The 26,988-nt window shown below is 63.0% G+C and carries 13 protein-coding genes; 7 read left to right on the top strand and 6 right to left on the bottom strand.

The genetic code is table 11. The features are described 5' to 3' along the window. Window positions 1–60: 60 nt before the first annotated feature. The 6 genes from GIW81_RS19400 to GIW81_RS17085 form a co-directional block, all read right to left on the bottom strand. On the bottom strand, window positions 61–2,634 hold the full coding sequence (locus tag GIW81_RS19400; RefSeq protein ID WP_195930629.1) for an autotransporter outer membrane beta-barrel domain-containing protein: 2,574 nt from the start codon (window positions 2,632–2,634) through the stop codon (window positions 61–63). A gap of 827 nt (window positions 2,635–3,461) precedes the next feature. Then, window positions 3,462–4,790, bottom strand: a complete 1,329-nt coding sequence (locus GIW81_RS17105; RefSeq protein WP_154740530.1) for an HlyD family type I secretion periplasmic adaptor subunit — start codon at window positions 4,788–4,790, stop codon at window positions 3,462–3,464. Further along, window positions 4,780–6,570 (bottom strand): type I secretion system permease/ATPase, encoded by a 1,791-nt coding sequence (locus tag GIW81_RS17100; RefSeq protein WP_154740529.1) that lies wholly within the window; start codon window positions 6,568–6,570, stop codon window positions 4,780–4,782. The genes GIW81_RS17105 and GIW81_RS17100 overlap by 11 nt, the downstream gene beginning before the upstream one ends. 21 nt (window positions 6,571–6,591) lie before the next feature. Beyond that, window positions 6,592–7,215 (bottom strand): toxin-activating lysine-acyltransferase, encoded by a 624-nt coding sequence (locus GIW81_RS17095; protein WP_195930627.1) that lies wholly within the window; start codon window positions 7,213–7,215, stop codon window positions 6,592–6,594. A 398-nt stretch (window positions 7,216–7,613) separates the two neighbouring features. Then, window positions 7,614–15,002, bottom strand: coding sequence for a S8 family serine peptidase (locus tag GIW81_RS17090; protein ID WP_195930625.1), 7,389 nt, complete (start codon window positions 15,000–15,002; stop codon window positions 7,614–7,616). A 1,229-nt stretch (window positions 15,003–16,231) separates the two neighbouring features. Continuing rightward, complete coding sequence (locus tag GIW81_RS17085; protein ID WP_154740526.1) at window positions 16,232–16,705, bottom strand: RidA family protein; 474 nt, start codon at window positions 16,703–16,705, stop codon at window positions 16,232–16,234. Between the two features lie 185 nt (window positions 16,706–16,890). Between GIW81_RS17085 and GIW81_RS17080 the strand changes: the two genes are divergently transcribed. From GIW81_RS17080 to GIW81_RS17050, 7 genes are all read left to right on the top strand, one after another. Further along, window positions 16,891–20,079, top strand: coding sequence for a multicopper oxidase domain-containing protein (locus GIW81_RS17080; protein WP_229309380.1), 3,189 nt, complete (start codon window positions 16,891–16,893; stop codon window positions 20,077–20,079). 3 nt (window positions 20,080–20,082) lie between these two features. After that, entirely contained in the window at window positions 20,083–21,015 is a 933-nt protein-coding gene (locus GIW81_RS17075) for an antibiotic biosynthesis monooxygenase (protein ID WP_154740525.1), read from the top strand. Between the two features lie 58 nt (window positions 21,016–21,073). Beyond that, a complete protein-coding gene (locus tag GIW81_RS17070; protein ID WP_154740524.1) occupies window positions 21,074–21,904 on the top strand; it encodes an FAD binding domain-containing protein in 831 nt (276 codons plus the stop codon). Beyond that, the gene (locus GIW81_RS17065) at window positions 21,901–24,627 is read left to right on the top strand and encodes a molybdopterin-dependent oxidoreductase (protein ID WP_324615085.1); all 2,727 of its coding nucleotides are present in this window, start codon (window positions 21,901–21,903) and stop codon (window positions 24,625–24,627) included. The genes GIW81_RS17070 and GIW81_RS17065 overlap by 4 nt, the downstream gene beginning before the upstream one ends. Before the next feature lie 77 nt (window positions 24,628–24,704). Continuing rightward, complete coding sequence (locus tag GIW81_RS17060; protein WP_324615084.1) at window positions 24,705–25,070, top strand: hypothetical protein; 366 nt, start codon at window positions 24,705–24,707, stop codon at window positions 25,068–25,070. 22 nt (window positions 25,071–25,092) lie between these two features. After that, window positions 25,093–26,241 carry a BMP family ABC transporter substrate-binding protein gene (locus GIW81_RS17055; RefSeq protein WP_154740523.1) on the top strand — a complete coding sequence of 383 codons (1,149 nt, stop codon included), beginning with the start codon at window positions 25,093–25,095 and terminating at the stop codon, window positions 26,239–26,241. Between the two features lie 207 nt (window positions 26,242–26,448). Further along, the gene (locus tag GIW81_RS17050) at window positions 26,449–26,934 is read left to right on the top strand and encodes a thermonuclease family protein (RefSeq protein WP_195930624.1); all 486 of its coding nucleotides are present in this window, start codon (window positions 26,449–26,451) and stop codon (window positions 26,932–26,934) included. Window positions 26,935–26,988 lie beyond the last annotated feature (54 nt).

The raw sequence follows: 26,988 nt of genomic DNA, 5'->3' as shown, positions 1-26,988 counted from the left end.
GCTCTCGGTATCCAAGGTGTAGGCAGCTCGGATCCCGCCCCAGCCCTCCAAGTTGTCTGCTTACCAGCGCGCCTTGACGCCGCCGGTGCCACCCCAGCCTTCAATGTCGCCGAAGCTGTACTCGGCCGAGCCGTAGAGCGACACGAACTCGCCAAGCTCGGCCGTAACGCCGCCGCCGGCTTCGTACCACGTGAGGCCCATGTCGTTCTTGAATGGCGTGCGGCCAATCGCAGTTTCGTTGTCGCCGAGGAAGTCAGAGAGAATGCTTGCGATGGCGTACGGCGCAAACCAACCACCAGAGGCGGAACCGTAGTTGCCTTGCAGCTGCAGGCTTGCACGGCCGACGAGGGACTCGCCGACACCGCTCCCGACCTTCACCCCATAGTTGTCCTGGTAGTTTTGGTTGCTCACGGAAATGTAGCTCAACTGAGCCTGCGGCAGCAGCGTTAGGTTGCCGCCCAGATTGAACCCATATCCGGTTTCGCCCGACACGGTAGAGGTATAGCCATCCGTCGAGGCGGATGCGGCGCGTGCCGCCGATGCGATTTCAAAGTCGGTAATGTCGACCTTGAAGACGCCATCGACATACAAACCGGTGCCGGGCCGGCCGACATCGTAGTACGAGCCATAGAAGCCGAACGTGTACGCGGTGAGGTCCACCGTCGATGGCGACTTGACACCCCAGATCGTTGCCGAGGTGCCGGCATCCGCGGTGCCGTAGCCGCCAAACGCACCAGCGAGGAAATGGCCACCCGCGCTGGAGCCCAAATCTATGTCGGCGCCGCCCATGACGCCCTGATTTTTCTGGCTAAAGGCAAAGCCTGCTTCAGGCGACACATCACTGTCGTTGTAGAAGCCCCGTACCCACATCCCTGCACCGGCATTGCCGATCGTCTTGCCGTCACCGCGACCGAGCCGAACCTCGCCCATCCGCTTGTAGAGCGTACCGAGGCCAGCCGATGCGTAGCGCTGTGCGACCGACGACACGATGGCATAGCCAGGAACCTGATCGAGAATGTCCGACTGTAGGAGCGCCGCCGTCGGCGAGTTGAACAGACGGTAGGAGAAGGCGCCCGCCAGAACTTCTTGCTTACCGGTCAGCTGGTTCACGCCGAGCTGGAAGGCGGTGGGTGCGAAGCCCGCCGGAGCTGAGACGATGACGATGCCGTCCGTCGGACCCTGCCCGGTGAAGGCGCCGATGCCGCCGACGTTGTTGACTGTGACCGTCGTCGTGTTGCCTTGAACCGGCCCGCCGGCGCCAGCATAGGTGAAGTTGAAGCGGTCGGTGGGCGAGTTGGAGCCGCCGAGCTGCGTGTCGATGACCATCTTCGCGGTGGCCGAGGCAGCAATATAGGGACCGCCATTGACCGTCACGGTGTCGCCGACGATGCCGTTCAGCGTGCCCACCGTGCCGTTGTTGACGAGGGTGCTGTCGCCGATGTTCAGCACGGTATTGACGGGCTCGCCGGCCTCGCCACCCTCATCGTCGTCGTCATCGCCCTCTCCGGCCGGGAAGGCTCCGAACATCAGCATGCCGCCGGCTTCGATCTCGATGTGCGGGGTTTCCACCGTCGCCGCGTTGTTGAACCAAAGCTGCGAGCTGCCATCGATTTCAATGCCGCCCGTTGCCGAACTCGCGGGGCTAAACATGTAGTCGTCGGCCGTCAGGACGAGGATCGACTCCTCGACAAGGAGGGTTTCGAACCCTTCGATCGCCCCCAATTTCAAGCCGTCGTCGTTATCATCGGCACGGAAAACGTCATAACCGCTGCCGCCACGGAAGACGAAGTCAGGGTTTTCAATCTCGAAGTTCTCGTCGTCTTCCTCGATATTGGACAAGCCTCGGAGCAGAACGCTGTCATCGCCGGCCCCGGTATTGAGTTGAGTTCCCTCGAACTCGAGAGTGTTGCTCCCACTGAGGATGATGCGGACGACGTCAACACCGCCGCCGGTCAGAATGTCGCCTCCGACCTCACCTCCGTTGATATTCAGGCGATCGTCGTCATCACCCATTTGGATGTTGCCGCCGACCTCGCCGCCGTTGTTGAGGGTGAGTATGTCATTGCCACCGTCGGTAGTGACGTTACCCTCGACTTCGCCGCCGGCGTTAATAGTGACAGTGTCGGCGCCGGTGCCCGTATTCAAATTGCCGCCGACTTCGGCGCCGTTGATGTTGATGATGTCATCGCCCCCGTCGGTGATGACGTTGCCGGTGATTTCGGCCTCCTCGTCGAGGTTGACCGTATCATTCCCGTCGCCGGAATTGATGTTTCCGCCGATCTCGGTCTCCTCGATAGTGATGGTGTCGGTACCCGAACCGGTGACGACGTTGCCGCCGACTTCGCTGTCATCAATGGTGATCTGGTTGTCGCCATCGCCGGCGTTCACGTTCCCGCCCACCTCGCCATCATCGATCTCGATGGTGTCATCGCCGTCGCCCGTTCTGATGGTCCCACCAACCGTGCCACCGTTGATCACGTCAACGGTGTCATTTGCACCCCCGGTATTCACGTCGCCGTTGACGGCGCCGATATCGATGGTGACCGCGTCCTCGCCACCGTCGGTATTGAGGTCGCCGCCTACCGTGCCGGTAGCGTTTACGGTGACGTCGTCATCCGCGTTGTCGCAGTTCACGTCGCCACCGACTCCCGTCGATATGACGCTGGTATCCCCAGTGTTGGGTGGATTACAATTGGCGAGGGCCACGTGAGACACTGACATCGTCAGTGCAAAGGCCAGCGGGCCAATAATCGCTTTGAGCTTTCGCTCAGCGAGCGGACGCGAACGCAACATTACTCAACTCCCCCATCAGTCGATGTTGGGCACGCGCCTTTCTCGTTGTCTGCTTTTCAGGCAGCTGGAACTGTGCTGCCATTTGGAAGATTCATCGAGTACGCGTTACCAAGTAACACGCTACGGGTTGCCATCTAGCATCGACTAGGGAGCAATTCCCGAGCCGCGCAATGTTGGAATCACTGTTGCAAAAGCGTCGCAGACAACTGCCGTTTCAGTGAACCCACTACCAATGACGCAGAGAAAGTCCGTACCACTCTCGCGGGAGCGAATGCGGAGCGGCGATGCCGTTGTGGACGTATTTCCCCACACGGGCGTCGCCAATTGCCAGTTCCGATCAGGCAGGAAGCGCAAAAGTTCGCCCACGAGGTTGAGCCAAGAAGCCCGCTGGAGAGGCCAACGCTCTGACAGCATTCAGCTTAATGTGCCCAGGGGACACGGTAGCCCGCAGGGCCTCGTACGCGGCGATATGAGCACCCCCCGCTGCTTCAATTGCTGTCCCGACGATAGGCAATGGGAACCCAGAGATTCGATATTCTGACGGCAATGGGATAGGCCCTCGAGGGCATGATGCATCCCGCCGACCGCCACTCCCGGCTTTGGTGTTCCGGCCGGAAACGAATTCGGGATAAAATGGCAAATGGGCCTCGGGCGCGGGGAGCCACCCCTCAGCGCTCCCGGAACGCGCGCGCAACTTGATCCTGGAATGGCTTTACCAAGTACGACAAGGCAGTGCGATCGTGGGTCTTGATGTGCACCTCGGCAGGCATTCCCGGGACGAGCTTTCCACCGTCGAGTTTGGTCATCTCTTCATCCGAGACCGAAATGCGACCCGTGAAATAGTTTTCGCCGGTTCGGGGGTCCTGCGCCAAATCAGCTGATATGGAGATAATTTCGCCGACGAGCTCTGGCGTCGTACGCTGGTTGAAGGCCGCAAAGCGGAGCATTACCTGGCGGCCTCCAAGCACTTGGTCGATATCGTGGGGCGCGATTTTGGCCTCGACGACCAGCTTGTCGCTGTCGGGGACAATGAACATCACGGCTTCGCCGCCGTTGATGACACCGCCGACCGTGTGTACGGCCAGCTGGTGGACGGTTCCGGATTGCGGCGCTCTCAGGTCGACACGCTTCAGCTGATCTTCGGCGGCCACACGCCGCTCCGTGAATTCAGCAATCTTGCTCTGGCACTCGCGCAACTCCTTGACGACCTCGGTCCGCATATCCTGGTCGATACGCAAAATTTGCAGCTCGATCTCACTTACCCGGCCGCGAGTTTGGGCAGCCGCCGCTTTGAGCTGCGCGTACTCACCCTCGAGCCGCGCCGACTCGCGGCGCAGGGCAACCATGGTCGCAGCGGTGACGAGCTTCTTCTCTTCTAGCGTCTCGAGATCGCGGAGCTGCTTGCCGATCAATTGAATCTCTCGCGCCTTGGCATCCAACTGACCGGAGATGCCGGCAAATTCCTGGTCGAGCTGGGCTATGCGCTCGCGCAGCTGCGATTTTTGTCCCTGTCGCGAATTGCGACGGCTCTCGAACAGGCTCCTCTCGCCACCGAGGATCTCGTCGATCGCCGTTTCTGATTGCCTGTCGGACACTGCCGGCGGCACAGTTACCGCTTTGGCATCGTCTCGTTCTGCCACGAGGCGCGCCTCCCGCACCGCGAGTTCGTCGAGTTGCTTGGTGACCATTTGCAGACTGGCGCGCGTGACGGTTTCGTCGAGCCGCAACAGAAGGTCTCCCGCCTGAACGAAATCGCCGTTCTTGACGTGGATCTCGCCAACCACACCGCCGCTCGGATGCTGCACCTTCTTGATACTGCTTTCGACCACCACCGTGCCTTGCGCGATCACGGCTCCCGAGATTTCCGTCTGCGATGCCCAGACGCCGACACCGCCCACGAGTCCGACGATGATGACAAACCCGGCGAGTAGATAGCGCCAGACACTGCCGAGATCCCGGCGTTGAAGACTCTCCTTCGGCACGCGGTCAGACGCCATGGCGCTCACCGACGACCTTGAGATTCATTTGGCTGCTCGGTCCTTCGGCGCGTTGCCCGCGGCCAGCGTCGGCGACCGGCTGCAGCAACCGGCGCAGCGCTTCCTCCTTCGGTCCGAAGGCCTGGACGCGACCACCGACCAGCCCCAACACCTTGTCGACAGCCACCAATGCCGATGGCCGGTGGGCGACGACGACGACGATTCCGCAACGCCTGCGCACGGAGAGAATGGCCTCCGTCAATGCAGCCTCGCCCACTTGGTCAAGATTGGAGTTCGGTTCGTCCAGCACGACAAAGAAAGGGTCGCCGTAGAGTGCACGTGCGAGGGCAATGCGCTGTCGCTGCCCCGCTGAGAGGAGCGCGCCTCCCTCGCCGACTTGCGTTTGATAGCCGTCAGGCAAGTGGACGATCATGTCGTGGACGCCTGCAACCTGCGCGGCGGCAACGATGGCAGCGTCTGGCGCCTCCTCGTCGAAGCGCGCGATGTTTTCGGCGACCGTACCTTCAAACAGCTCAATACCTTGCGGTAGATAGCCGATATGACGCCCGAGCATGTCGGGGCTCCATTGATCGAGTGAAGCCCCATCAAGTCGGACGCTGCCACCATTGGGGACCGGCAACCATGCGCCAACGAGAGCGCGGACCAGAGAGGATTTACCCGAGCCACTGGGGCCAATGATCCCCAAACCATCACCAGCGGCGAGGCCCAAATTCACACCCTGGAGGACGGCGCGAGTTCCGCCGGGTGGCACCAGGGTCAAATTCTCAACGAGGACGTTGATCCGAGGCTGCGGCAGTTCAAGAACCTTCTCGCTATCGTCAGCCAAAAGGCGAAAGAGTTCGACGAGACGTCGATGGGAATGTCGGGCTGCGACGAACCCGCGCCAATGCGCGATTGAAGTTTCAATCGGCGCAAGGGCGCGCGACATGATGATCGATCCGGCAATGATCGCGCCACCCGACAGCTCGCCCTCGATCACGAGATAGGCCCCGAGGCCCAACATTCCGGACTGCAACAAGAGGCGCAGAACTTTCGAGACAGTGCCGATGCCGCCGACCGCATCCGCGGCCTTGAGCTGATGGGCCAGGTGCAGTGAATTGATTTCCTTCCAGCGCTTCTGCATCCGGCCACCAAGACCCATGGCCTTGATGACCTCGGCATTGCGTCGCACGGCTTCGCCCAATGCAAGTCGCTGGCCGGCACTCTGCGCTGCGTCCCGCATCGGCGCTGAGCTGCGCAACTCGGTCAGAAGCGTGAGGAATACGAGCAGCACTGCGCCACCCAAGCTGAAGGTTCCCAGCCAAGGATGCAGCAGGTAGACAACGGCGAGGTACAGGGGAATCCAAGGCAAGTCGAATAATGCCGTCGGCCCGAGCCCCGACAGGAATGAGCGGATCTGATCGAGGTCGCGGATGGGCTGCAATCCGTCGCCAGACTTGCGAAAGCGCAGCGGCAGCGTCTGCACGGCGGCAAACGCATTCTCGCGCAACTCGTTGTCGATGCGCACGCCTACTCGGCTCATGACGCGCACACGCAAAAAGTCCAGCATTCCGTTGGCGGCGTACAGACCGGCCATCAGGACGGTCAGACCGACGAGCGTGGGGATGCTGCGCGACGTCAACACCCGGTCATAGACTTGCAGCATGTAGAAGGAGCCGGTCAGCGCCAAAATATTGATGACGCCGGAGAAGATCGCGACTCCCAAAATTGCGAGCGAGCAGCGACGAATCGCTGCCCGCACGGGGCTAGAGCGCCAGCTCCCTGCCTTGCCGTTCCGCATCTAGCTGCGCTGCCCCCTTACTCAGGCGGCGTCCTTCTCTTTAACTTCGAGATGGCCGACCGTGAGCTTTCCGTCGCGGCCGCGAACGCGCATCTTCGGCTTGCGGTCCTTGAACAAGGTCGTGGTCAGCTGCTGGATGAGGCCTGCCAGCACGCGGTTGTCTCCGTGCGCCGATACGATCCAGGGGATATCGCCCGAGCGCCACTCGGAGGGCTTCAGCCGCAGCGGCGTCGCGAGATCCGACAAGCGTTTGTCGATCTCCTCCGAGACAAAGGCCCACAGTACGCCCCCGACCGGGCTTACCATCCCGGTCTCCTTGGATTGGGCCTCGGCGAGCGCATATTGGCGGTTGATCAGACCCGGCACGATGAGCCACTCGAGATCCGTGAGGGTGTGATGACGCTCAGTGGGCGAGCGCATCATCAGCATCACAAACTCGCCGAACGCGGCGGCGACCTGTTTGGCAGCCAAAGCTCGCTTCTTTGCCTCTTCGGCACTGACCACGGTGCCGGTCGAGCCCTCCGACATTGCGGCCGGCCCGGCGGCGGGCTCAGACGCCGACGGTGAACCACCGCTTGCCGTACCTGTAGTGCCGTTTGCGTGCTTGGCGGCTTCCTCGCCGGCCGTCTTCTTTCCAAATAGCATGTACGCTAACTCCACACTGCCAAAGCTAAAGCTGCCGACATTCCCTGCCGACGATGGTTGGGCTTGCAGATGACGCGATAACTCCCGCGGCGCGCACCAGCTCGGGCGCTGCCGCCGACCAGCGGCAACGTTCAAACGCACCGTGGCGGTGCGGCAGCCATAAGAATTTAAAGGGTCATCCTGATCTCAAACTCATGCTTCCCCCTATCCCAGTGCCGACCGCACGTCTTTGATGCGTGCTGGGCATTCACCCCTGAACATTGCATTTCATTACGAACCCGCTGCTCATCAAACGCAAGGCATCTCACGGCTACTCCATCCAGATTTGCCACATCCTCCCGGGAGCACCTGATCGCGCGACAGGCGTCGCCGGCATCTCGGCCGGCGACGCCTGATGTCTAGATGACGAAGAAGTCCCTGGCGGCGACGGCAAGATGCGCGTCGAGCTGTGCGAACTGCACCTGCGCGCCCGCCCCGCTGCCATCCGCGTCGAAGTAGACCGCACCCGTATTCGCGTCATAGATGATGCGGTCATTGGCATCTGCCGCATGCGCACCGAGCGCAAAGGCGCTCGCCACCAGCGCGCCGCTGCTGCCGATGCCGTCGAAGATCAGGTGATCCAGCCACATCTTGTCCTGACCGGCACTGAAGTCGGTGATGCTATCGACGTTGCCGGACCCAAGCGCGGTATTGAAGATGAAGACATCGCTGCCGGCCCCGCCCGTCAGCACGTTGGACGCGCTGTTGCCGGCGATGCGGTTGTCGAGCCCATTGCCCGCGCCGCGGATAGCGTCGATCCCTGTCAGATAGAGGCGCTCGACATTGGCTCCGAGCGTGTAGTTAACCGAGCTGTATACGGTGTCGGTCCCCTGGTTCGCCGCCTCGCTGACGGCATCTCCGGCGTTGTCGACGATGTAGGTGTCATCGCCTTCCTTGCCGCTCATCGCGTCGGCGTCCATTCCTCCGTCCAGGAAGTCGTTGCCGATACCGCCCGTGAGCGTGTCCTCGCCGATCCCGCCATCAAGGATGTCGTTGCCGGCGCCGCCCGTGAGGGTGTCATCGCCGACGCCGCCAAACAGCCGGTCGTTGCCCGCGCCGCCCGACAGCTCGTTGTCGCCATCGTTGCCGATGATGACGTTGTTGAGGTCGTTGCCTGTGCCATCGAGATTACCGTCGCCGGTCAGCGTCAGGTTCTCGACGTTGGCGGCAAGGGTGTGATCGACGGAGCTCAGCACCGTATCGGTGCCCTTGTTGGCGGTCTCGACGACCTTGTCGCCGGCGCTGTCGACGACGTAGGTGTCGTCGCCTCCCTTGCCGCGGAACTCGTCCTCTCCGCCATTGCCGATGAAGTAGTCGTCGCCTGACGTGCCGTTCAGGATCTCGCTCGCCGACGTACCAGGTATGACGTTGTAGCCCGGCACGTCTTCGATGATCAGTGTGTAGGTGTCGCTCGTGCCGTCGGGCGAACCGGGGATCTCGTCGTCATCGACGGTCACCGACACCTCGTAGGTGCTGGCGGCGATCGCATTCAGCTGAACGCCGGCCTTCAGGTACAGCGCCATGCCGACGATCTCGAACAGTGCCGCGTCGCGGCCGACGAGAGACAAGTTGTTCTGCCGATAGGCGGCGTTGCTGTCTTCGTCGCTGACGACGATGTCGGCGACCTTGATGCGCGAGGCGGTGGAGGCGTTCTCGGCGATCGAGGCAAGGACTGGCGTGAGCGATACAGAGGCCTTTTCGTTGACGTCGGTGACGGTCAGGGAGAAGGAGACGCTCGCGTCGGGCGTTCCGCCGACGGTGGTGTCGTCGACGGTGACGGCGACGTCATAGGAGGCCTTGGCCTCGAAATCGAGGAAGGTGCCGGCCTTGAGGTAGAGGACGTTGCCATCGATCTCGAAGGCATCTTTGTCGGCTCCGGTGAGGCCGAGGATGTTCGTGCCCCTGCCGTCGTCGGTCACGACGATGTCCGCGACCTTGATGCGCCCACCCGTGTCCGTGTCCTCGGCGAGGGAAAGCGTCTGGTTGATCAGCGACACCGCCGTCGGCGCACTGTTACCGCCGCTTAAGAATTCCTGGACGGTGATTGTCCCGTCCGCGAACTGGATCTTCGAAATCAGGTTGAGTCGATCCGTGCCGTCACGGCCGGCCACGCTATCAACGATCCTGAAATCAAACCGGTTCGTGCCGAGAGCCGAGTACTCGGACCGGTTACCGGTAAAGACCGCGGTATTGGATCCGTTCTGACCGAAGAGCGAGTCGTTGCCGGCGCCACCAATGAGGATATCGTCGCCAGCGTTGCCCCGCAGTATGTCGTCCCCGCCGGCGCCGTAGAAGGTATCGGCCAGGGCCCCGCCCCGCAGCTCGTTGGGGTTGTCATCGCCGACTACGAACTCGGGATTGACGTCACCAACATAGACCTCAACGTCCTTCTGGAACGTGTTGCCCGCAGAGTCCCTGACCTCCACCGTAACGATGTTGACGGGGTTGGACGACAGGGTCTGCTCGTAGTCGATCAAGAGGCCATTATCCACCAGCAGCTGATTGCCAACGATCTTGTAGGCGCCGGTGGGATTGAGCAGGGTGTACTCGAACGTGTCGGCGCTGTCGGCATCGAACGTTGAAAACGTCCCGACCACGGTGCCCGTCGCGCTATACTCCGGCACAGGCGCCGCCTGCGCGATCAATATGTCGCTGGGAAGCCCACTGAGCTCTCCATCGGGACCGAGGATTGTACCAACGGAGGTGCCATCACCAAACTCGATGCGCTCGACGTTGCGCAATGTATCGCCACCATCGACCGCGTTCACGCCGCGATTGTCGGTGACGACGAGCGCGCCATCCACCATCGCAAACGTGTAATCGCTATATGCACCGTGGAACTTGACGGTGTCGTAGCCGGCACCGCCATCGAAGGCATCCGATCCGGCCGCACCACCGAAGGTATCGTCGCCCTTGCCGCCCTTAAACGTGACTGCCGAAGTGCCGGTCGCAATAGCTGTCACCGCTCCGACCGTACCGCCGGTGGTTACTCCGCTCGCATCGAGGAGTGTAACGTTGGAGATGTTCGTCCCCGCGACGGTGAAATCCCAGCCCGTGTCCCCCGTTATCTTGATGCTCGTTGTGGCATCGAGCTTGAGCACCTGGGCAAATGGATCGGTCGGCTTATTCGACAGCGGGAGGTGAGGCGGTCGGATGTTCGGATCGAATGCCTCGTCGTAGTAGTTAAGGTCGTGCGCGCTCGTCACGATGTTGACGGTCTCGGCATCGAGCACGTGGATCGTGCCCTGGTCGAGGCCGCCGACGACCTCGCTGCCCACGAACGACAGGGTCAGCGTGTCGTCTGCTTCGTTGCCCAACATGTCGAGATTAACGGTGCCGAACTGGTCGCCGTAGATATCGAACACGTAGAAGCCGGCACCGCTAGTACCCGACGGACCTTCCTGAAGCGCCTCGCCCACCGATGCAAACGTCACCGACGAGCCATCGAGGAGCCCCTTGACGGTGTTTTCACCGCCGGCTTGCGAATTGCCCGTGATCAGCACCTTCTGCAGATTGTCGAAATTGGCAACGTCGACGGTCTGTCCTGCCAAGCCGGTTCTATCGAGGCGCAGGACCTCGAAGTTCATGATGTAGTCGCTGATGTCGCCGATATTGCCGGCCACTGCGAACGTCATGCGAAGCGCATCGCCATAATATTCGCTGGGTGCATTGTCGGTCGGCATTATCGACACGCCACCGTCGAGGACAGCGTTCTCGCCCTGGAAAGCGCCGGTGCCGAGGATCCACGCCTCGTCGTCGCCAAGGCCAAGCCTGATCTCGCCTCGCAGACCTAAACCGGCGTTCGTCCCAGCGTCATCGCCGACCGTGCCGTCATTCGAAAGATTCACGTCGCCGAGATTGCCGAAGCGAATGTATTCGCGGCCAGGGAAATAACCTGCCACCGCGTCGGTTGTCATCGCGAACGAGTACTCCTCGCTGCCGCCCGCGGTAGCGAGGTACATGTCGTCGAGCGCCGTCTCGATGGTAAGATAGCCGTGGTTGCCGGTTTCTGTGAGATGCTCGATGGCCGAGAACTGAGTGTACGTGGCGGTGATGGTCGTGGCCTCGGGGACATACCACCTGATCTTCATGCCAGCGACGTTCTGGAAATCGACAGAAGTGGCGGACGCGAACGAAAGATTGAAGCCATTGACGCCCGCGCCGTTCAGAAGATCTCCGTGCGGATAGAGGGAGCTGCCAGTACCAGTACCCGACTTGATGCTGACGCTCGTTGCATTGTCATCGATGATCTTCCCTGTCTCTCCCAGGAAGACAGCAACGAGATCGAGTGTCAGGTGGCGCTCGCCCGCCGCAGCATGAACGGTAACGGACTCCATCATCGGGTCGTGGACCCAGCCGAGGTCCGGATTGTTGATGTCAACCAGGTAGTGTTTGCCGAGGCCGGCAAGTTCAAGCACCGTGAGGGCGTCGCTGCTTATATTCACTTCCCCATACGCATGGTCGACGAGGACAGCTTGCAGCTTATCCGCCGAACCGTTCTCGGCGCCGGTGTCGACGATGTTGACGTCAGCGGCCTGGAATATGACGGCGCCGATTTCCCATGCGTCGACCGTAAGGTTCACGTCGTCATAAAATTCATTAAAGATCAGATCAGGAACGCCGACCACGACGACGAGGCTCTGCGTGATGTCAATCGTCGTGTCGGTGAATTCCAGGAACTCGACATCGAACGGACTGATTCCGGTGCGCTCGACCGCGCCGCTCGAAATTTTCTCAACGTAGACCGTCTGTGAGTTGAACCCCAAAGATTCGACGTTCAGCATGAAGAAGCGATAGTCGTCGCTGGCCCCCTCGAAAACGACAGTGTCGATGCCTTCTCCGCCCGCGGCAGAATTTACCTCGCCAAGGCCGGCGCGAATCCGATCGTTGCCATCTCCGCCGAATATGCCGTCGCTGCCATTGCCCCCTTCGATGTAGTCGTCGCCCTCACCAGCGTTGATGACATCGTCACCGTTGAGGCCGTAGATCTTGTCGTTGCCGGCTCCGCCGCCGATCACATCGCCATGGCCGAAAAGGACACGCCACGAGTCGTCGTTGATCTGATCGTCGCTACCGATGACGATGTCGTCGCCGCCGCCGGCTACAAGGTTGTCGCCATAGTAGAGCGACGAGCCGCCGCCTACGATGACATCGTTGCCATCGCCCGCCAGAACCGTATCGATGCCCTCGCCGGCATCGATGTAATGGTTGCCGGCGCCGGTCAGAATCAGGTCGTCCCCGCCGCGAGCGAATATCTGGTTGTCGCCGTCGTCACCGCGGATGGTCTCGCTACCGTCGGTTCCGAATATCACCCCCGAGCCCTTGGCCTCAGCCTCCGAAATAATAACGTTGGGCGTGGTGTCTACGGTCCTGTCGGTTGTTGTGACGATGGTCTGCGGTTCGATAGAGACAATGGTGAAGTCGTCCCACGATAGATCATCGGGGGAGCCAGTCAGGAGGGCGAACTGCATGGCGGCCAACGAGCCTGAGCCGTCGGCATCGTAGAAGAGGGCGCCGGTCAGCGCGTCGTAGATGATGCGGTCGAGCGCGTCCTGTGCGCTGGTGCCGATGTAAAAGGCGTCCGCGCTCAGCACGCCGGCGGCGATGCCGGAGAAGATCGTGACATCGAGCCAGATGGTGTCGTCTAGGTGCGAGAAGTCGGTGATGATGTCGACGTTGGTCAGCGCATTGAGCGCGCGGTCGAACAGGAAGGCATCCTTGGCGGCACCGCCCGTCAGCGTATCGTTGCCCGCGCCGCCGGAGAGGACGTCGGCGCCGCCCTTGCCGTCGACGGTATCATCGCCGCGCATGCCGTAGAGACGGTTTGCCTGACCGTTGCCGACGATATTGTCGTCACCATCTCCAGTCACGGCGTTCTCGATGAGCGTGCCAGAGCCGATCTTGAGGAACGCCACGCCGTCCGCCTTCGAGGTACCCCCTTGCGCCAAGCGGATATCGAGGTTGCCGGTCATTGCCGACAAATCGAGCCAGTCCTTGCCCGTGCTGTCGGTCAACGTCAGCCGGCTCGCGTCGCGCGCGAGCGAGGTGAACACCTCGTTGGTGTAGTGGTAGACGTCGTCGTCGAGGTTGACCTGCGCGCCATCACTGCCATGCAACGTGACGGTCGCCGCGTCGACGGTTCCCGCGCCGTTGCCGAACCAATTGTCGATGATGCGTAGTGTCCACGTGCCGCTGGCGTCCTCGCCGCGGAAGGCGTTGGCACCCAGCTGAAGATGCAATCCCAGCGAGCCGTCATCGATAACGATATCTTGGGTGAAATCGGCCAGTTCGACCACCGTGCCATCGGGCGAGATGAGCTGAATGGTGAGGTCGGCGAGGCTCTTTTGGATAATCTGGTCTATGGTCCCGAAGTTCAGGAACACGTGCTGCATCGTGGATGTGTGCGTAATGTCCAGATCGATGTTGACGTAATCGACGTCGAACTCAGCTCCGCTGAAGTCGAACTGGATATCCGTAGTCGTGAGGTCGTCGAGCGCCACCGGTCCCGCGGTCGAAGACGATACGGACGTCTCGTTTTGACTCGTCTGTGGTGCCGCGAACAGTCCCCACACTTCGGCCATGCGAACGGCATTGTAAGCGTCGACCGAGCCGAAGCCGTAGTCCTGCGAGAAGTGCAGGCCGCCGCCGTTCCAGTTGTCGGCGTTGTTGTAGAGCCACTGGTAATTTTCGGATGCCGTCCGAGTTCCGCCGACGCCGCTGCCGACCTCGCGCGCGGAGTAGGCGAGAATATTCTGCACATCGCGCCAGCCGAGATCGGCGTTGGCGTCGAGCATGAGCGCGACAACGCCCGACACGATGGGCGTCGCACCGGAGGTACCTCCGAACTGGTCGGTGTACTCAGACGGCACGCCATAGCCGGCACGCATATTGTAGCCGCCGTTCGTCAAATCGGTGGTGACGAGGCCGGGATCAGGATCTGCGTTAGGATTAAAAAAGTCGTACGAGTCCCCGCTCGACGGCGACGATACCAGCAGATTTGCACCGTAATTCGAGTAGTAGGAGGCGTCGCCGGTCGCGTCGTACGCTCCGACAATGATAGTCGAGCGCGACGTAGCAGATTGCTCTCCGATGGAGTTCATATTGTCGTTGCCGGCCGCCTTGAGGACGATCGTCCCCAGACCGTCGCGGCCGCTCTCGACGGCCTGCATCCACATGGCGTTCAGATCGTTATCCTGGCCAATAGCGCCCTGAAAGAACAGGGGCATGTGGCCCCAGCTATTGCTGACGATGTCGAACTCGGACGCGTGACTGACCGCCTCCAAAAACCCGTAATAGTTGCCGTTGATGTCGGCCGCGCCGCTGAAGATCGGCACGCCGGTGATGGAGCTGCCGTAAGCCACACCCACGGTGCCGACGCCGTCGCGTGCTGCTGCGATGAGACCCGCGACCGCGGTGCCGTGCGGATTGCCCAGGCCGGCGGCGGCCCACAATGGATCGAGGTGCTCGCCCTGAACGTCGAGTTCCTTCGAGGCATCGTAGTTGGCGGCGAGATCGGGGTGATCTGATTGCAAACCGTCGTCGTAGATGCCGACGTGGACGCCGACGCCGGTGAACTCCTCCCAAATCTTCTCGATGTCGCCAAGGAAATTGAAGTGCCACTGCTGCTCGAACAGCGGGTCCGTCGGCGCGTCGAGGGACTGGGCCGCGAGATTTACCTGAATTACCGGTTCCGAACCCTCACCAGTGAATTCCTCACGAGCAAAATGGTTGGCGCCCGGTGCCGGCATGGTCCTAAAAAGCGCATCCGGTAGAAGGGCATAGTGCGGGTCCGAGAGATGGCTTGTGCTATCCCAAGCAGGGCTCTCATTGATGGGATTGAAGACGATTCTTGAAGACCCGGATGCCATAGTTTCCCCCATTAATTGGCGCGCGTTTCTTTGAATTCACGCGCTGCCCGTACCCAATTGCGTACTTTTGGATCGGTATTTCGCCGGTGTTTCACTCGCCTTGGCGATGTTCAGGACACCGCGGCAAGGTGCGGCCTCGGAAAACTGCGCGTCAACGTTGAAGTTAACGACGTGGGGCAGGTGGCAAATGATTTGCAATTCATTCCCGGAAATTGCCGGGAGGTCTCGGCTGCATTCGTCGGGATGTTCGCAGCAGCACGTGCAAAACATGACGTCGCGCGCGGGGCCGCGGCAAGCTTGCGCCCCTCAAGCCGAGGGCGATCTACTCGTCATCTCATCGAACTGCAAACGCGTCTTGTGTTTCTGTGGGAAGGCGGTCGATCTCTATCAACGGTCAGATCGAGGACTACGCGCGTCCAGTGCGCGTCCTATGCAGCGTTGACCGACGTGGATGGAAATCTGCACCGGGAAATCTCGCGGACCCAGGATATCGTTCCCGAATGATCGCGGGACGCCTCGGTAAAATTCGTCGGGTGATCGAGGGTCAGCTTGTCGTAGGGCGCCCTTCAAACGATGGAGCGCATCACTTTTTCGCCGGCGCGTAAAAGGCGCTGTCGATCTCCACGATGTCGTCGTCGAAGAGCCGCCTGACCTCGACCATTGTGCGCGGCTGATACTGCGGTGCGCCCCTGCGGTGGTCGGGCGGATGGTGGAGCCCTTGGCGTCGCAGCCAAGCAGTGACCCTTATCGGTCGGCCCCTGCACCTTCACGCTCGAAGGGTCGAGGACGTCGCCCGACGGGGTGGTCGGCGACGTCCTCTATCTGCTGCGGCCGTTAGGGACGGGCGAACAGATGAGTGGCATAGAGCACATGAGGGGCCATCTGATCATCTGATATCGGTCGGAAGGCTTACCCTCCAATGCGAATCGAATGCGACTAACTGTGGTTTCTAGGTAGTTACCTGGAAACGAAGCATCCCCGGCAAATCGAAACTATCGACGCTCCATCTCTCGTGGCGACCCTTTCGGCTTCCTTCCACGCCGGCACTCGGTCTTGGCGCGACCGAGGAAGAGGGCAGCCGGGCGGTGGGTTGCGCGGCGTGGCACGCATCACTTTTTCGCCGGCGCGTAGAAGACGCTGTCGATCTCCACGATGTCGTCGTCGAACAGCCGCCTGACCTCGACCATCGTGCGCGGGGGATATGGCGGTGTCCCCCACAGTTCCGCCTGGACCTCGTCGACCATCGCCGCGAACCGCTGCAGGTCGCTCACATAGACGGTCAGCCGGACGCAGTCCTGCAAGCTCGCGCCCTCTGCGTGCGCGATCAACTTGATATTGAGGAACGCTTGGCGAATGCGCGCCTTGGGCTCCTGGACCAGAGTATTGGTGACGGGGTCGATGCCTTGCATGCCGGCGACGAAGACGAAGTCTCCCGCCCGCACGCCCAGGCTCCAGGTGCCCTCTGCCTTGATGGCGCCGGGCGGGCTGAGCGTTTCGACACCGTTCGGCGAGACAGCCTGCACGGGCCCGAGGCCTGCGGCCAGGGCCATCATCGCCACGCTGGAGAGAAGGCGGTGCAGCATCGGTCGCTCCGGTTCGACCCAAGCGTAGCCCCGCATTCTTAATAACCGTGAGTATCGGAACGTAAACGTTGTCTAGACGACCCTAGCCGGGCACCGTCGCCAGATGGCGATTCTCGCATCGGGCCTCGGTGCGGGCGGTGGACTGCGGTCGTTTTTCGTTCGGTCAAAGATCTGGGCGAGGACCAATGGCGAGCGAGTCGTCGGGCACGAGTAGCACTTTGCGCGCACTGGCGGCGCTCGCCGGCGTGCTTGCGTTAGCCATGGCTTGGCTCACGACGCAAGGGCGCGCGCAAGAAGCCGTCACCAATTTCGATCCGTCCCTGCGCCCGGCCTATCGCGAACCGGTCACGCTGGCGAGCAAGGACGGTGTCCTCGAGGTGAGGCTGACGGCGCATCAAGGCCGCGCCGTGCTCGACACCGTGGCGAAGCCGGTCGAGAACATGCTCGTCTTCGGCTACGCGGTCATCCGCGGCACCGCTTCCGACGGGCAGCTGTCTGGCGACAACTTGTATCCCGCGCCGACGCTGCAAGTCTTTCCGGGCGAGACGCTGATCGTGCATCTCGAGAACGAGTTGAGCGGGCTGACGATCCGCGACTTCTTCGACCCGCAATACTCAGCGAAGGGCGAGCCGGTGCCGCTCTATCCGGGCCAGATGACATCCTCCCCGCTGAACCTGCACGTCCACGGCGTGCACGTGAGCCCAAAGGGGAACTCCGACAATGTGATGCTGCATATACCGGCAGGGATGTCGAACACCTACACGTACCGTATCCCGCAGAACATGCCGCAGGGCGCCTACTGGTATCACAGCCACCTGCATGGCTTGACGACCCCGCACGTGTACTACGGGCTCGCCGGCCTGCTGGCGATCGGGCGCACGGACGGCAATCTTCCGCTTGTCACCCAGCACGCCCTGCCGATCCGCAACATGCTGCTGCAGTACAACGTGGTGTTCGACCGCAAAGGCGGTCTCTCCCAGATCAACAATCCGAACTGGCCGCAATGGGTGAGCTCCGGCAAGGCGCCCGCAGCCGACGAATTGGCGAAGGGGACGTACCGGCCGCTGCTCGCGCCGGTGAATTTCGCGCAATCCCGCAAAGGAACTCAATACTTTACGGTCTGGTACGCAGGCCCGCTGTCGATCAACAACATGCGCGGGCGCTTCGAATTCATTCCGAGCAGCTTGCAGCGCTTTGCGGCAAACTCCGGCGGCCCGGGAGGCAACGTCGAAGCGAACCCCGCGCTGCCCGACTATCAGCGTGACGTACAGTTCACCGTGAATGGGCTGTTCCAGCCGGTGATCACGAGCAAGCCCGGGCAGACCGAGATCTGGGTGCTCGCGAACGTCAGCGACATCGCCTACATGAGCGTTCAGCTCACCGAGACGGCGACGGGCACACACCCGAAGATCGCCATCGTCGGCCAGGACGGCAACCCGAGCCGCGAGGTCCACTATCCCGTCTTCGAGGGCGGCACGCGGCTCGTCATTCCGCCGGCCACGCGCTACGCGATCGCCGTGACCATGCCGGATAGCGGCGACCTCGTGCTCGAGATGCCGCCGATGGGGGGTGGCGCGCGGACGCTGAGTTCGCAGGGAGTTCTCTACGAGAACGACGGTAGCGACAATCCGCCGGCCACTCTCGGCACATTGAGCGTACTGCCTTCGGACATCAGCTATTTCGACGGCTTTTTCATTTTTCCGACGCAAGTCCTGGCGCGCACTGTGCCGGCGCAAGAGCGCGGCAATTCTGTCGCCTTCGCGGAAGGACAGAAGCTCGACGCCTACGCGACGTTCGATGAGCTCTCCCAGGTCACGCCCGACTTCAAGCGCGAGCTGACGATAACGGGCGGATTCCTGAACGACCTGGCGAGCACGTCCGATCCCAAGGCGTTCGTCTACGCGTTCGACGGCACGGCCTTCCCGAACGTTCCACTGCTGCAGCCACGGCTGAACTCGGTCGAGGAGTGGAGCTTCATCAACAACAACAACGACGAGCATCCGATCCACGTCCACGTCAACGACTTCCAGGTGACGAGCTACTTCGACCCCACGACCGGCCTGAAGACCGGGGCGGAGAAATGGGAGGTCGACAACGCCAATGTGCCGGCGCCCACCTTGGGACCGGGCGAGTCCGTCATTCAGCCCGGGACCCTGTCGATCCGCACCAAGTTCGAGGACTACACCGGCCTCTTCGTGATGCACTGCCACCGCCTCAACCACGAGGACAATGGTCTGATGACGCTGGTCAACGTCATCCCCGAGGTCTCGGCATATGCAGTTGCCGTGCAAGGCTCGCCGGGCCGCTCGGCCGAGGTCAACGTCTACGACGGCAACGGCGACCGGAACATCGCCACGGTCACGCCATTCACCGGGTACGAAGGCGCGCTGAGCGTCGCCATGGGCGACGTCAACGACGACAACGTCCTCGATCTCATCGTCGGGGCAGGCGAGAACTACGAGCCGATCGTCGTGGCCTATTCCGGCAAGGCGAGCGACGGCAAGCCAGCGTTCAGCGCACCGATTGCGCGCTTCGCCGCGTTCGATCGCACCGCGCGCGGCGGCGTGAGCGTCACCGCCGCCCAGATCGATGGCACCACGGCGGACAACATCATCGTCGGCTCGGGCCCCGGCACTCCGAGCGAGGTTCGCGTGTTCGGCACGGAGCTGCCGTCTACGCTGGACACGGCACCGCCGCTCTTCTCGACGTTCACGCCCTACGTCGGCGACCGCTCCGGCGTCAGCGTCGCGTCCGGCTTCGTCGACTTTGCGACCGGCCGCTACAGCATCATCACCGCCCCGGGCCCGGGGACGCCCACGCAGGTGAAGGTCTTCAGCTTCTCACTGATGAAGCCCCTCCGCTCGCGGCTGGCCTCTGCATCGGGCGACAAGCAGTGCCCCGGCCCCAAGGAGGCGCAGCTCACCTCGGCGTTCATGCCGTTCGGTCTCGGATATACGAGCGGCGTTTCGCTGGCGACGGGCTGGCTTACTGGACCGTGGGGTGGTGCCGAGACGATCATCGTCGGCCAGCTGAGCGGACCCGGCACCGTTAAGGTCTATTCCAGCGGCTCGTCGCTGCAGGGTGGGCCGCGCGTCTATCTGCAAAGTGCGGCGCACACGACGGCGCCCATCTTCACCGACATTGCGGAATTCAGGCCGTTCAATCAGACGTCGGGCGTGCGCGTCGCCGCGACGAGCACGACCATCGGCGCCGACCTCCTCCTCAGCGGCACCTCGCAGACAGACCGGGCGGTCAGGGTCCTCAAGTTCCAGCTCATCAAGCCGAGTCCCGACGCCACGACGCTCGTCGCCAGGCAGATCAACGAGGTCGGCGCGATCACCGGCGCGTTCCCAGGTGTCCTAGGCGGTGACTGAACCATGAGCGGCCAGCCCTCTACACTTCTGCTTTCTGCGCGTGTCCGTCCCGGCCGCGAAGCCGCGTTTGCCCAGTGGCAGGTTCAATGGCAGAGCGCGCTGCTCGCCGCCGACGCTCGCGCCGTCGAGTTTTGGCCGCCGGCGCCTCCGGACCAGCTCGAGACGGTGGGACTGGCCCGCTTTCCTTCGATGGACACGCTGCGGCGGTGGCGCCGCGGCGAACAGAACCGCGTACTCATCGATACCGCCGCGCCGCTGGTCGAAGGCGGCCTCGTCATGCAGCTCGTGGGGCAGGCGGCCGTCGACTACTCCGTCGCGCACGGCGTGACGATGGTCATGGTCACCGAGATCAAGCCCGGCAGCGAGGCTGCATATAAGGCCTGGACGGATCGCATTCAGAAACTGCAGGCGACGTTTCCCGGCTACCTCGGCTCATTCGTGCAGCCACCGCAGCATAAGGAGGGCGGCTGGACGACGGTGTTGCGTTTCGACTCGGCGGCGCACCTCGACCGCTGGCTCGCATCGCCCGAACGCGCGGCCATGGTGAAGGAGAGCGAAAACCTCGTCGCCCATTTTCACGCGCAGCGTGTCGACACCTCGTTCCCGGGGTGGGTCCCGAACGATCCCAAAACGGGCTCGCCGCCGAACATGTGGAAGACGGCGTGCCTCGTCCTTCTCACGCTCTTTCCCGTCGTCATGCTGGAGCTTCGCTTCCTCAACCCGCATCTCAAGGACCTCAACCCGGCCGTCGGCACCTTCATTGGCAACATCATCAGTGTCGGACTGACGACATGGCCGCTGATGCCGCTGGCGATCTACGTTTTCCGCGATTGGTTATTCCCCGAGGGCAAGGCGCCTTGGCTCGCTTGGGCGCTGCCGGTCGGGCTGGTGCTCTGCTACCTCGCGGAGATCGCGCTTCTTTGGCACCTGCTGTGATGCGTGCGCAGCGGACCAAAAACCGGCGACTGCATCGGCTGTCCGAGAGGCAACGGCGATGAATTTGGAAACCGTCACCGAGGTCATGCGGCCGGTCTCGGCCGACGAGATATCCGATTGGCACGAGGGGTACGCCTGGCTCGCGGGCGGGACCTGGCTGTTCTCGACGCCGCAGGTCGCGACCGATACCCTCATAGACCTTCAGTCTCTCAACTGGCCGTCGTTGCAGGCCACGAACGAGGGACTTGAGATCGCCGCGACATGCACCTTGGCGGAACTGGCTCACTTCGACGCGCCGGCGGCATGGACGACGGCGCCCCTGTTCAAGATGTGCTGCGACTCGCTGCTCGCCTCGTTCAAGGTCTGGAATGCAGCAACGGTAGGCGGCAACGTCTGCATGTCGCTGCCGGCCGGATCGATGATCTCGCTGACGGCGGCGCTCGAAGGGGTCTGCACGTTGTGGCCACGCAACGCGGCTCCGCGCCGCGCCTCCGTCGTCGACTTCGTCACCGGCAACCACACGAATATCCTGGAACCTGGCGAGCTGCTTCGCTCCATCCATATCCCGGCGAGGGCGCTCGCCAAGCGCTTCGCCTTCCGCCGCGCTTCGCTCACGCATTGGGGGCGCTCGGCCATCATCGTCATCGGCACGCAGAGCCGGAGCCGCGACGACCTCCTCCTTACCATCACCGCGGCGACAGCGCGCCCGTTCCAACTGCGCTTCGACCACATGCCCGATGCGCAGCTGCTGCGCGAGGTGATCTTCCTGTCCATCGCCGACGCCGATTACTTCGAGGACGTGCACGGTTCGGCGCTCTACAAGCGCCACCTCACCTACTACTTCGCGGAGCAGATCCGCGCCGAGCTCGCCGAAGGAGCGCCAACGTGACGTTCTCCATAAACGGCAGGAGCGTCGCGGCGGTGCCGGCTCCCGGTCAATGCCTGCGCACGTTCTTGCGCGAGCAGGGCTGCTTCGGCGTCAAGAAGGGCTGCGATGCCGGAGATTGCGGCGCTTGCACCGTCTGGCTCGACGGCGTGCCGGTCCATAGCTGCCTGACGCCGGCATTCCGCGCCGAGGGGCGGGCGATTACGACGATCGAGGGGCTCGAGCGCGACGGACGGCTGCATCCCATGCAGCAGGCATTCCTCGATGCGCAGGGATTTCAGTGCGGCTTCTGCACGGCCGGCATGATCATGACGACCGCCACGTTTGACGAAGCCGCGCGCCGCGACCTGCCACGCAGGCTCAAGGGGAACCTCTGCCGATGCACGGGCTACGGGAGCATCGCCGACGCCCTCGATGGCAAAGTAAACGTCGAAGCCGATGTCGCCGGCAACGCCTGCGGCGCGAGCCTCAGCAGCCCATTCGCGCATGACATCGTCACGGGGCAGGCCCGCTATACCCTCGACACGGCGCCGATGGAGCAGATGCTGCACCTGAAGGTGCTGCGCTCGCCGCATCCGCATGCGCGCATCAAGGCGATCAACAGCGAAAAGGCCGCTGCCGTGCCTGGCGTCGTCGCTGTCTACACATGGCGCGACGTACCGCGCCGGCTCTACAGCACGGCGACGCACGAAGACCATCTCGTCGATCCCGACGACACCTACATCCTCGACGATGTGGTCCGCTTTGTGGGCCAGCGGGTGGCGGCCGTCGTAGCGGAAACCGTCGGCGCGGCGGAGGAAGCTTGCCGCCTGCTCGAGGTCGAATACGAACTGCTGCCGGCGGTATTCGAGGCCGACGCAGCGATGAAGCCCGGCGCTCCCGTGCTGCACGAACGCAGCATCGCCTTTCACGACAACATCTACGTCGACATCCACGGCGAGCTCGGCAACGTCGCCGAGGGCTTCCGCGACGCCGACGTCATGTACGAGCAAACGTATTCGACGTCGCGAGTGCAGCACGTCCACCTTGAAACGCACGGCTGCCTCGCCTGGCGAGGCGACGACCGGCGCCTGCATGTCAGGACGAGCTCGCAGGCGCCGTTCATCACCAAGCAGAAGCTCTCCTACCTGTTCGGCATATTCGATCGCGACGTGCACGTGTTCACCGAGCGCATCGGCGGCGGCTTCGGCGGCAAGCAGGAGATGCTCTGCGAGGATCTGTGCGTCCTCGCCACGCTGCTGACCGGCCGGCCGGTGATGTGGGAATTCACCCGCGAGGAGCAGTTCATCGGCGCCACGACGCGCCATCCGATGAAAACCCGCGTCAAGCTCGGCGCAAAGCGGGACGGCACGCTGACCGCGATCCAGGTCAATGTCGTCTCCAACACCGGCGCCTACGGCGGCCACGGTGGCGAAACGCTTGCCGCCGCGCTCGGCAGTCCCATCGCCGCCTATCGCTGCGTCAACAAGAAGGCCGACGGCTATGCCGTCTACACCAACATGGTGCCGGCGGGTGGCTTCCGCGGCTACGGCGCGTCGCAGACAACCTTTGCCATCGAATGCGCTCTCGACGATCTGGCCAGGATGCTGGGGATCAGCCCGTTCGAGATCAGGCGCAAGAACAAGATCCACGCCACCGACCGGATCGAGTCGATCTGGAAAGAGCCGTCCGATGTCGTGATGGGCAGCTATGGGATCGATCAGTGCCTCGATCTCGTCGAGGCGGCGCTGGCGAGCGGGCGCGGCGATCCCATACCCGAAGGCGAGGACTGGCGCGAAGGCACCGGCGTGGCGCTGTCGATGCTCGAATCTGGCCCGCCCACGGAGCACCGTTCCGGCGCGGAAATGCGTCTCCTCGCCGATGGCACCTACCATCTCGCCGTGGGATCGACCGAGATGGGCAACGGCTCTACCACGTCGCATCGTCAGCTGGCGGCAGCTGTGCTTGGCACGCGAGCGGGCCGGATTGCCATCATCAACGGCAATACCGACCGCACGCCGTACGACACGGGCACGTTCGCCAGCACCGGCACGGTCGTTGCGGGGCAGGCGGTCGAGAAAACCGCGACGGCGCTGCGCGACGTCCTCATCGACTTCGCCAGCCGTGAGTTTCGCTGCGACCCCGCCGATTGCCGTTTGCAAGACGACACGATGCTTTGCGGCAACCGCACGATCTCGCTCGCCGAGCTTCACGCTGCCGGCGCGGCACAAGGCGACCGTTTCGAGGTGCGGCGCAAAGCCTACCTGTCGCCGCGGTCGGTTGGCTTCAACGTGCACGGCGCGCGCGTCGCCGTTCACCGCGTGACGGGCGAGATCAGGATATTGCAAAGCGTGCACGCCGCGGACATCGGGCGGCTGATCAACCCCATGCAATGCCGCGGTCAGATCGACGGCGCGATCGCCATGGGCATCGGCTGGGCGCTGACGGAAAAGATGGTCTACGACGCCAACGGTGCGATGGTGAATGCCGCGTTGCGCGACTATCGCATTCCGGCGTTCGCCGATATCCCGCGCAGCGAAATCTATTTCGCCGACACCCACGACAGCGTCGGACCGCTCGGGGCGAAGGCGCAGGGCGAATGCGCGATCAATGCGGTGGCGCCCGCCATCGCCAACGCGGTAACCGACGCGACGGGCGTCAGATTTGTAGACCTGCCGCTGACACCCGACCGCATCTTCGAGCGGCTCGGGTCCCGGCATGGACCGCCGCGCAAGGCATACAGATAGCGTCATCGACTTAGCAGTTCGCAAACCGGCGCCGCGTATTGATCGCCTAGGGATGCGCAGACCAATGGAGACGCAAGGTGCATCGACGGGCCGTTGCCGCTCTGCTTGCAGCCGTGCTCGCGGCCGGCACGCCGGCATTTTCCGAGCCCGAAGTCTCGATCATCCAGGCGAAGGATCACGCCGAGCTGAAAGAGAAGTGGTGCACGGCCGATCCGAACGTCGAGCATGTACTCGTGCTGCCGGCATCGCTGTTCGTCGATAGCGAGGAGCTGATCTGCGACGGCGCGCCGTACAAGTTGTACCGGATCATCGAGAACGACGATCCGGACGACTACGAGTACTTCCTCGATCCGCCCTTCGGCCACACGACGCGCCTCGGCTGCGATGGGAAGGCCGGACGCACCATGCAGACCGTGGCGTTGAACTGCCGTCCCTTGCAATAGATCGGGCATCTGGAGAGGCGACATGTCCGGATTCGATCCCGAACGGCGCGACGTCCTTAAACGAATAGCCCTCCTGGGTGTTGCCGGCCTTGTCCCCGCGTACCTGACCTCCGGTTCCGCACGCGCGGCCGGTCTCACGGCGGGCTTCGTCTATATCGGCCCGCGCCTGGATTGGGGCTGGAACCAGTCGCATGCGCTGGCGGCGGCGGAACTGCGTGGCGTTCCCAACGTCAGGACGATCGAGGCCGGCTATCTGCCCGAGACCACCGACTACGGCAGCGGCAAGGAGACACCCGAGACCAAGGCCTACACGGCGGCGATGGAGGGACTGATCGCCGATGGCGCCAGGCTGATCTTCTCGACGTCCTTCGACGACGATCCATTCCTCCTCGCGGTGGCGAAGAAGCATCCCGATGTCGTGTTCCGGCAGGCGTCGGCGATTGCCAACACCGCCAACCCGAGCAATGTCGGCAGCCAAAATGCGTTGATCAATCAGGGCCACTACGTGAACGGCGTAGCCGCCGGCCTTTGCACCAAGACAAACCAGCTCGGCTTCGTTGCCGGCAAGCCGTTCGGCCCCGTGCTTCTCAACTTGAACTCTTTCCTCTTGGGAAGCCGCCAGACCAACCCCCATGCCACCGTGCGCGTGTTCTTCACCGGCGACTGGGAGGACGACGCGCACGACGCCGCGGCGACGAACGCGCTGGTCGATGCGGGGTGCGACGTGATCGGTTGTCACCTCGACGACCCGAAGGTCGTGATCGAGACGGCGGAAGCCCGCGGCGTGAAGACCTGCGGCCACGCCTTCGACCAGGCCCCGCTCGCGCTGAAGGGCTACATCACCGGGGCCGACTACAACTGGACGGGAATGTTCGAGACCTTCGTCGAGACACTACAGCGCGGCGGCCAGCTGCCCAATTTTGTCACTGGCGGGTACGACAAGAGCTACGTCCGCTCGAGCCCGTTCGGCGCCGGAGCGACGCCCTCTGCGATCCAGGCCGCGACGACGGCCATGCAGGCAATGAAGAACAATGACACGCTCTTCGTCGGACCGATCTTGGACAACGCCGGCAAGCAGGTCGTGCCGGCCGGAACGAGCTACGGGCCCTACGCCGACGAACTGCAGAAGACCAGCTATCTGATCGACGGCGTCATCGGCGCGATCCCGTGAGCTGCGGTCCGGAATCTCGGCTAAATCGACGGCAGCACGCTCAATCTGCCCCGATCGCGCGATATGTTGCGTCGACGCCAACGAATTCTTAGCGGCTGCGGCGGCTAGCTCCGCCACATGGCGGATACGTCTCACATCGGACCCGCGCCGGGCGCAGATAGCCGTGCCCCACGGCGGCGGGCGCGACGCAGACGCAGCGGCGCGGGGTTGTCGCGCCGGACCACCCGCATCCTCGTCGGCATCGCTCTGGCCTGCATCGGCTTCGCGGCCATCGCCGCCTGGCAACGGCTGACCGAACCCGCCGGCGAAACCCGCAGTGGCCCCGTGGCCCTGTGCACCGGATACGAAGACCGCACCTGCTTGATCGACGGCGATACGGGTCGCGACAACGGCCGCAAGTGGCGTCTCATCGCCATCGATACGCCGGAGCTGTCGGAGCCCGCCTGCGAGAACGAGCGACGCGTGGGAATTGCCGCGCGCAACCGGCTGCGGGCGTTGCTCGCCGAAGGCTATCGGCTGCGCCCAAGCGGGCGCAGCGACCCGCACGGGCGCATCCTGGTCGATATCGACCTGCCCGACGGACGCGACGTCAGCCGCATCCTGCTCGACGAGGGCCTTGCCCAGAAATGGCCCAACCGCGGAAACATCTGGTGCGACCGGTATACGCAGGTGCCGGCCCGCAAACGCGGCTGACACGAAGGGGCCTGCGTCGGCCGGAACCCCTTGATTATTGTCCGTGATTGTGGG

It is taken from the genome of Hyphomicrobium album (assembly GCF_009708035.1).
GTDB classification, from domain to species: Bacteria; Pseudomonadota; Alphaproteobacteria; order Rhizobiales; family Hyphomicrobiaceae; genus Hyphomicrobium_A; species Hyphomicrobium_A album.
Note: the sequence above shows the minus strand (reverse complement) of the source record. Positions and strands in the feature narration are given on the sequence as shown.

What these genes read in the sequence shown, in the direction of transcription:
- GIW81_RS17105 (WP_154740530.1), bottom strand. Translation starts at nt 4,790, where the DNA reads ATGGCGTCTGACCGCGTGCCGAAGGAGAGTCTTCAACGCCGGGATCTC.
- GIW81_RS17100 (WP_154740529.1), bottom strand. Translation starts at nt 6,570, where the DNA reads ATGCGGAACGGCAAGGCAGGGAGCTGGCGCTCTAGCCCCGTGCGGGCA.
- GIW81_RS17095 (WP_195930627.1), bottom strand. Translation starts at nt 7,215, where the DNA reads ATGCTATTTGGAAAGAAGACGGCCGGCGAGGAAGCCGCCAAGCACGCA.
- GIW81_RS17090 (WP_195930625.1), bottom strand. Translation starts at nt 15,002, where the DNA reads ATGCCGGCACCGGGCGCCAACCATTTTGCTCGTGAGGAATTCACTGGT.
- GIW81_RS17085 (WP_154740526.1), bottom strand. Translation starts at nt 16,705, where the DNA reads ATGCTGCACCGCCTTCTCTCCAGCGTGGCGATGATGGCCCTGGCCGCA.
- GIW81_RS17080 (WP_229309380.1), top strand. Translation starts at nt 16,891, where the DNA reads ATGGCGAGCGAGTCGTCGGGCACGAGTAGCACTTTGCGCGCACTGGCG.
- GIW81_RS17075 (WP_154740525.1), top strand. Translation starts at nt 20,083, where the DNA reads ATGAGCGGCCAGCCCTCTACACTTCTGCTTTCTGCGCGTGTCCGTCCC.
- GIW81_RS17070 (WP_154740524.1), top strand. Translation starts at nt 21,074, where the DNA reads ATGAATTTGGAAACCGTCACCGAGGTCATGCGGCCGGTCTCGGCCGAC.
- GIW81_RS17055 (WP_154740523.1), top strand. Translation starts at nt 25,093, where the DNA reads ATGTCCGGATTCGATCCCGAACGGCGCGACGTCCTTAAACGAATAGCC.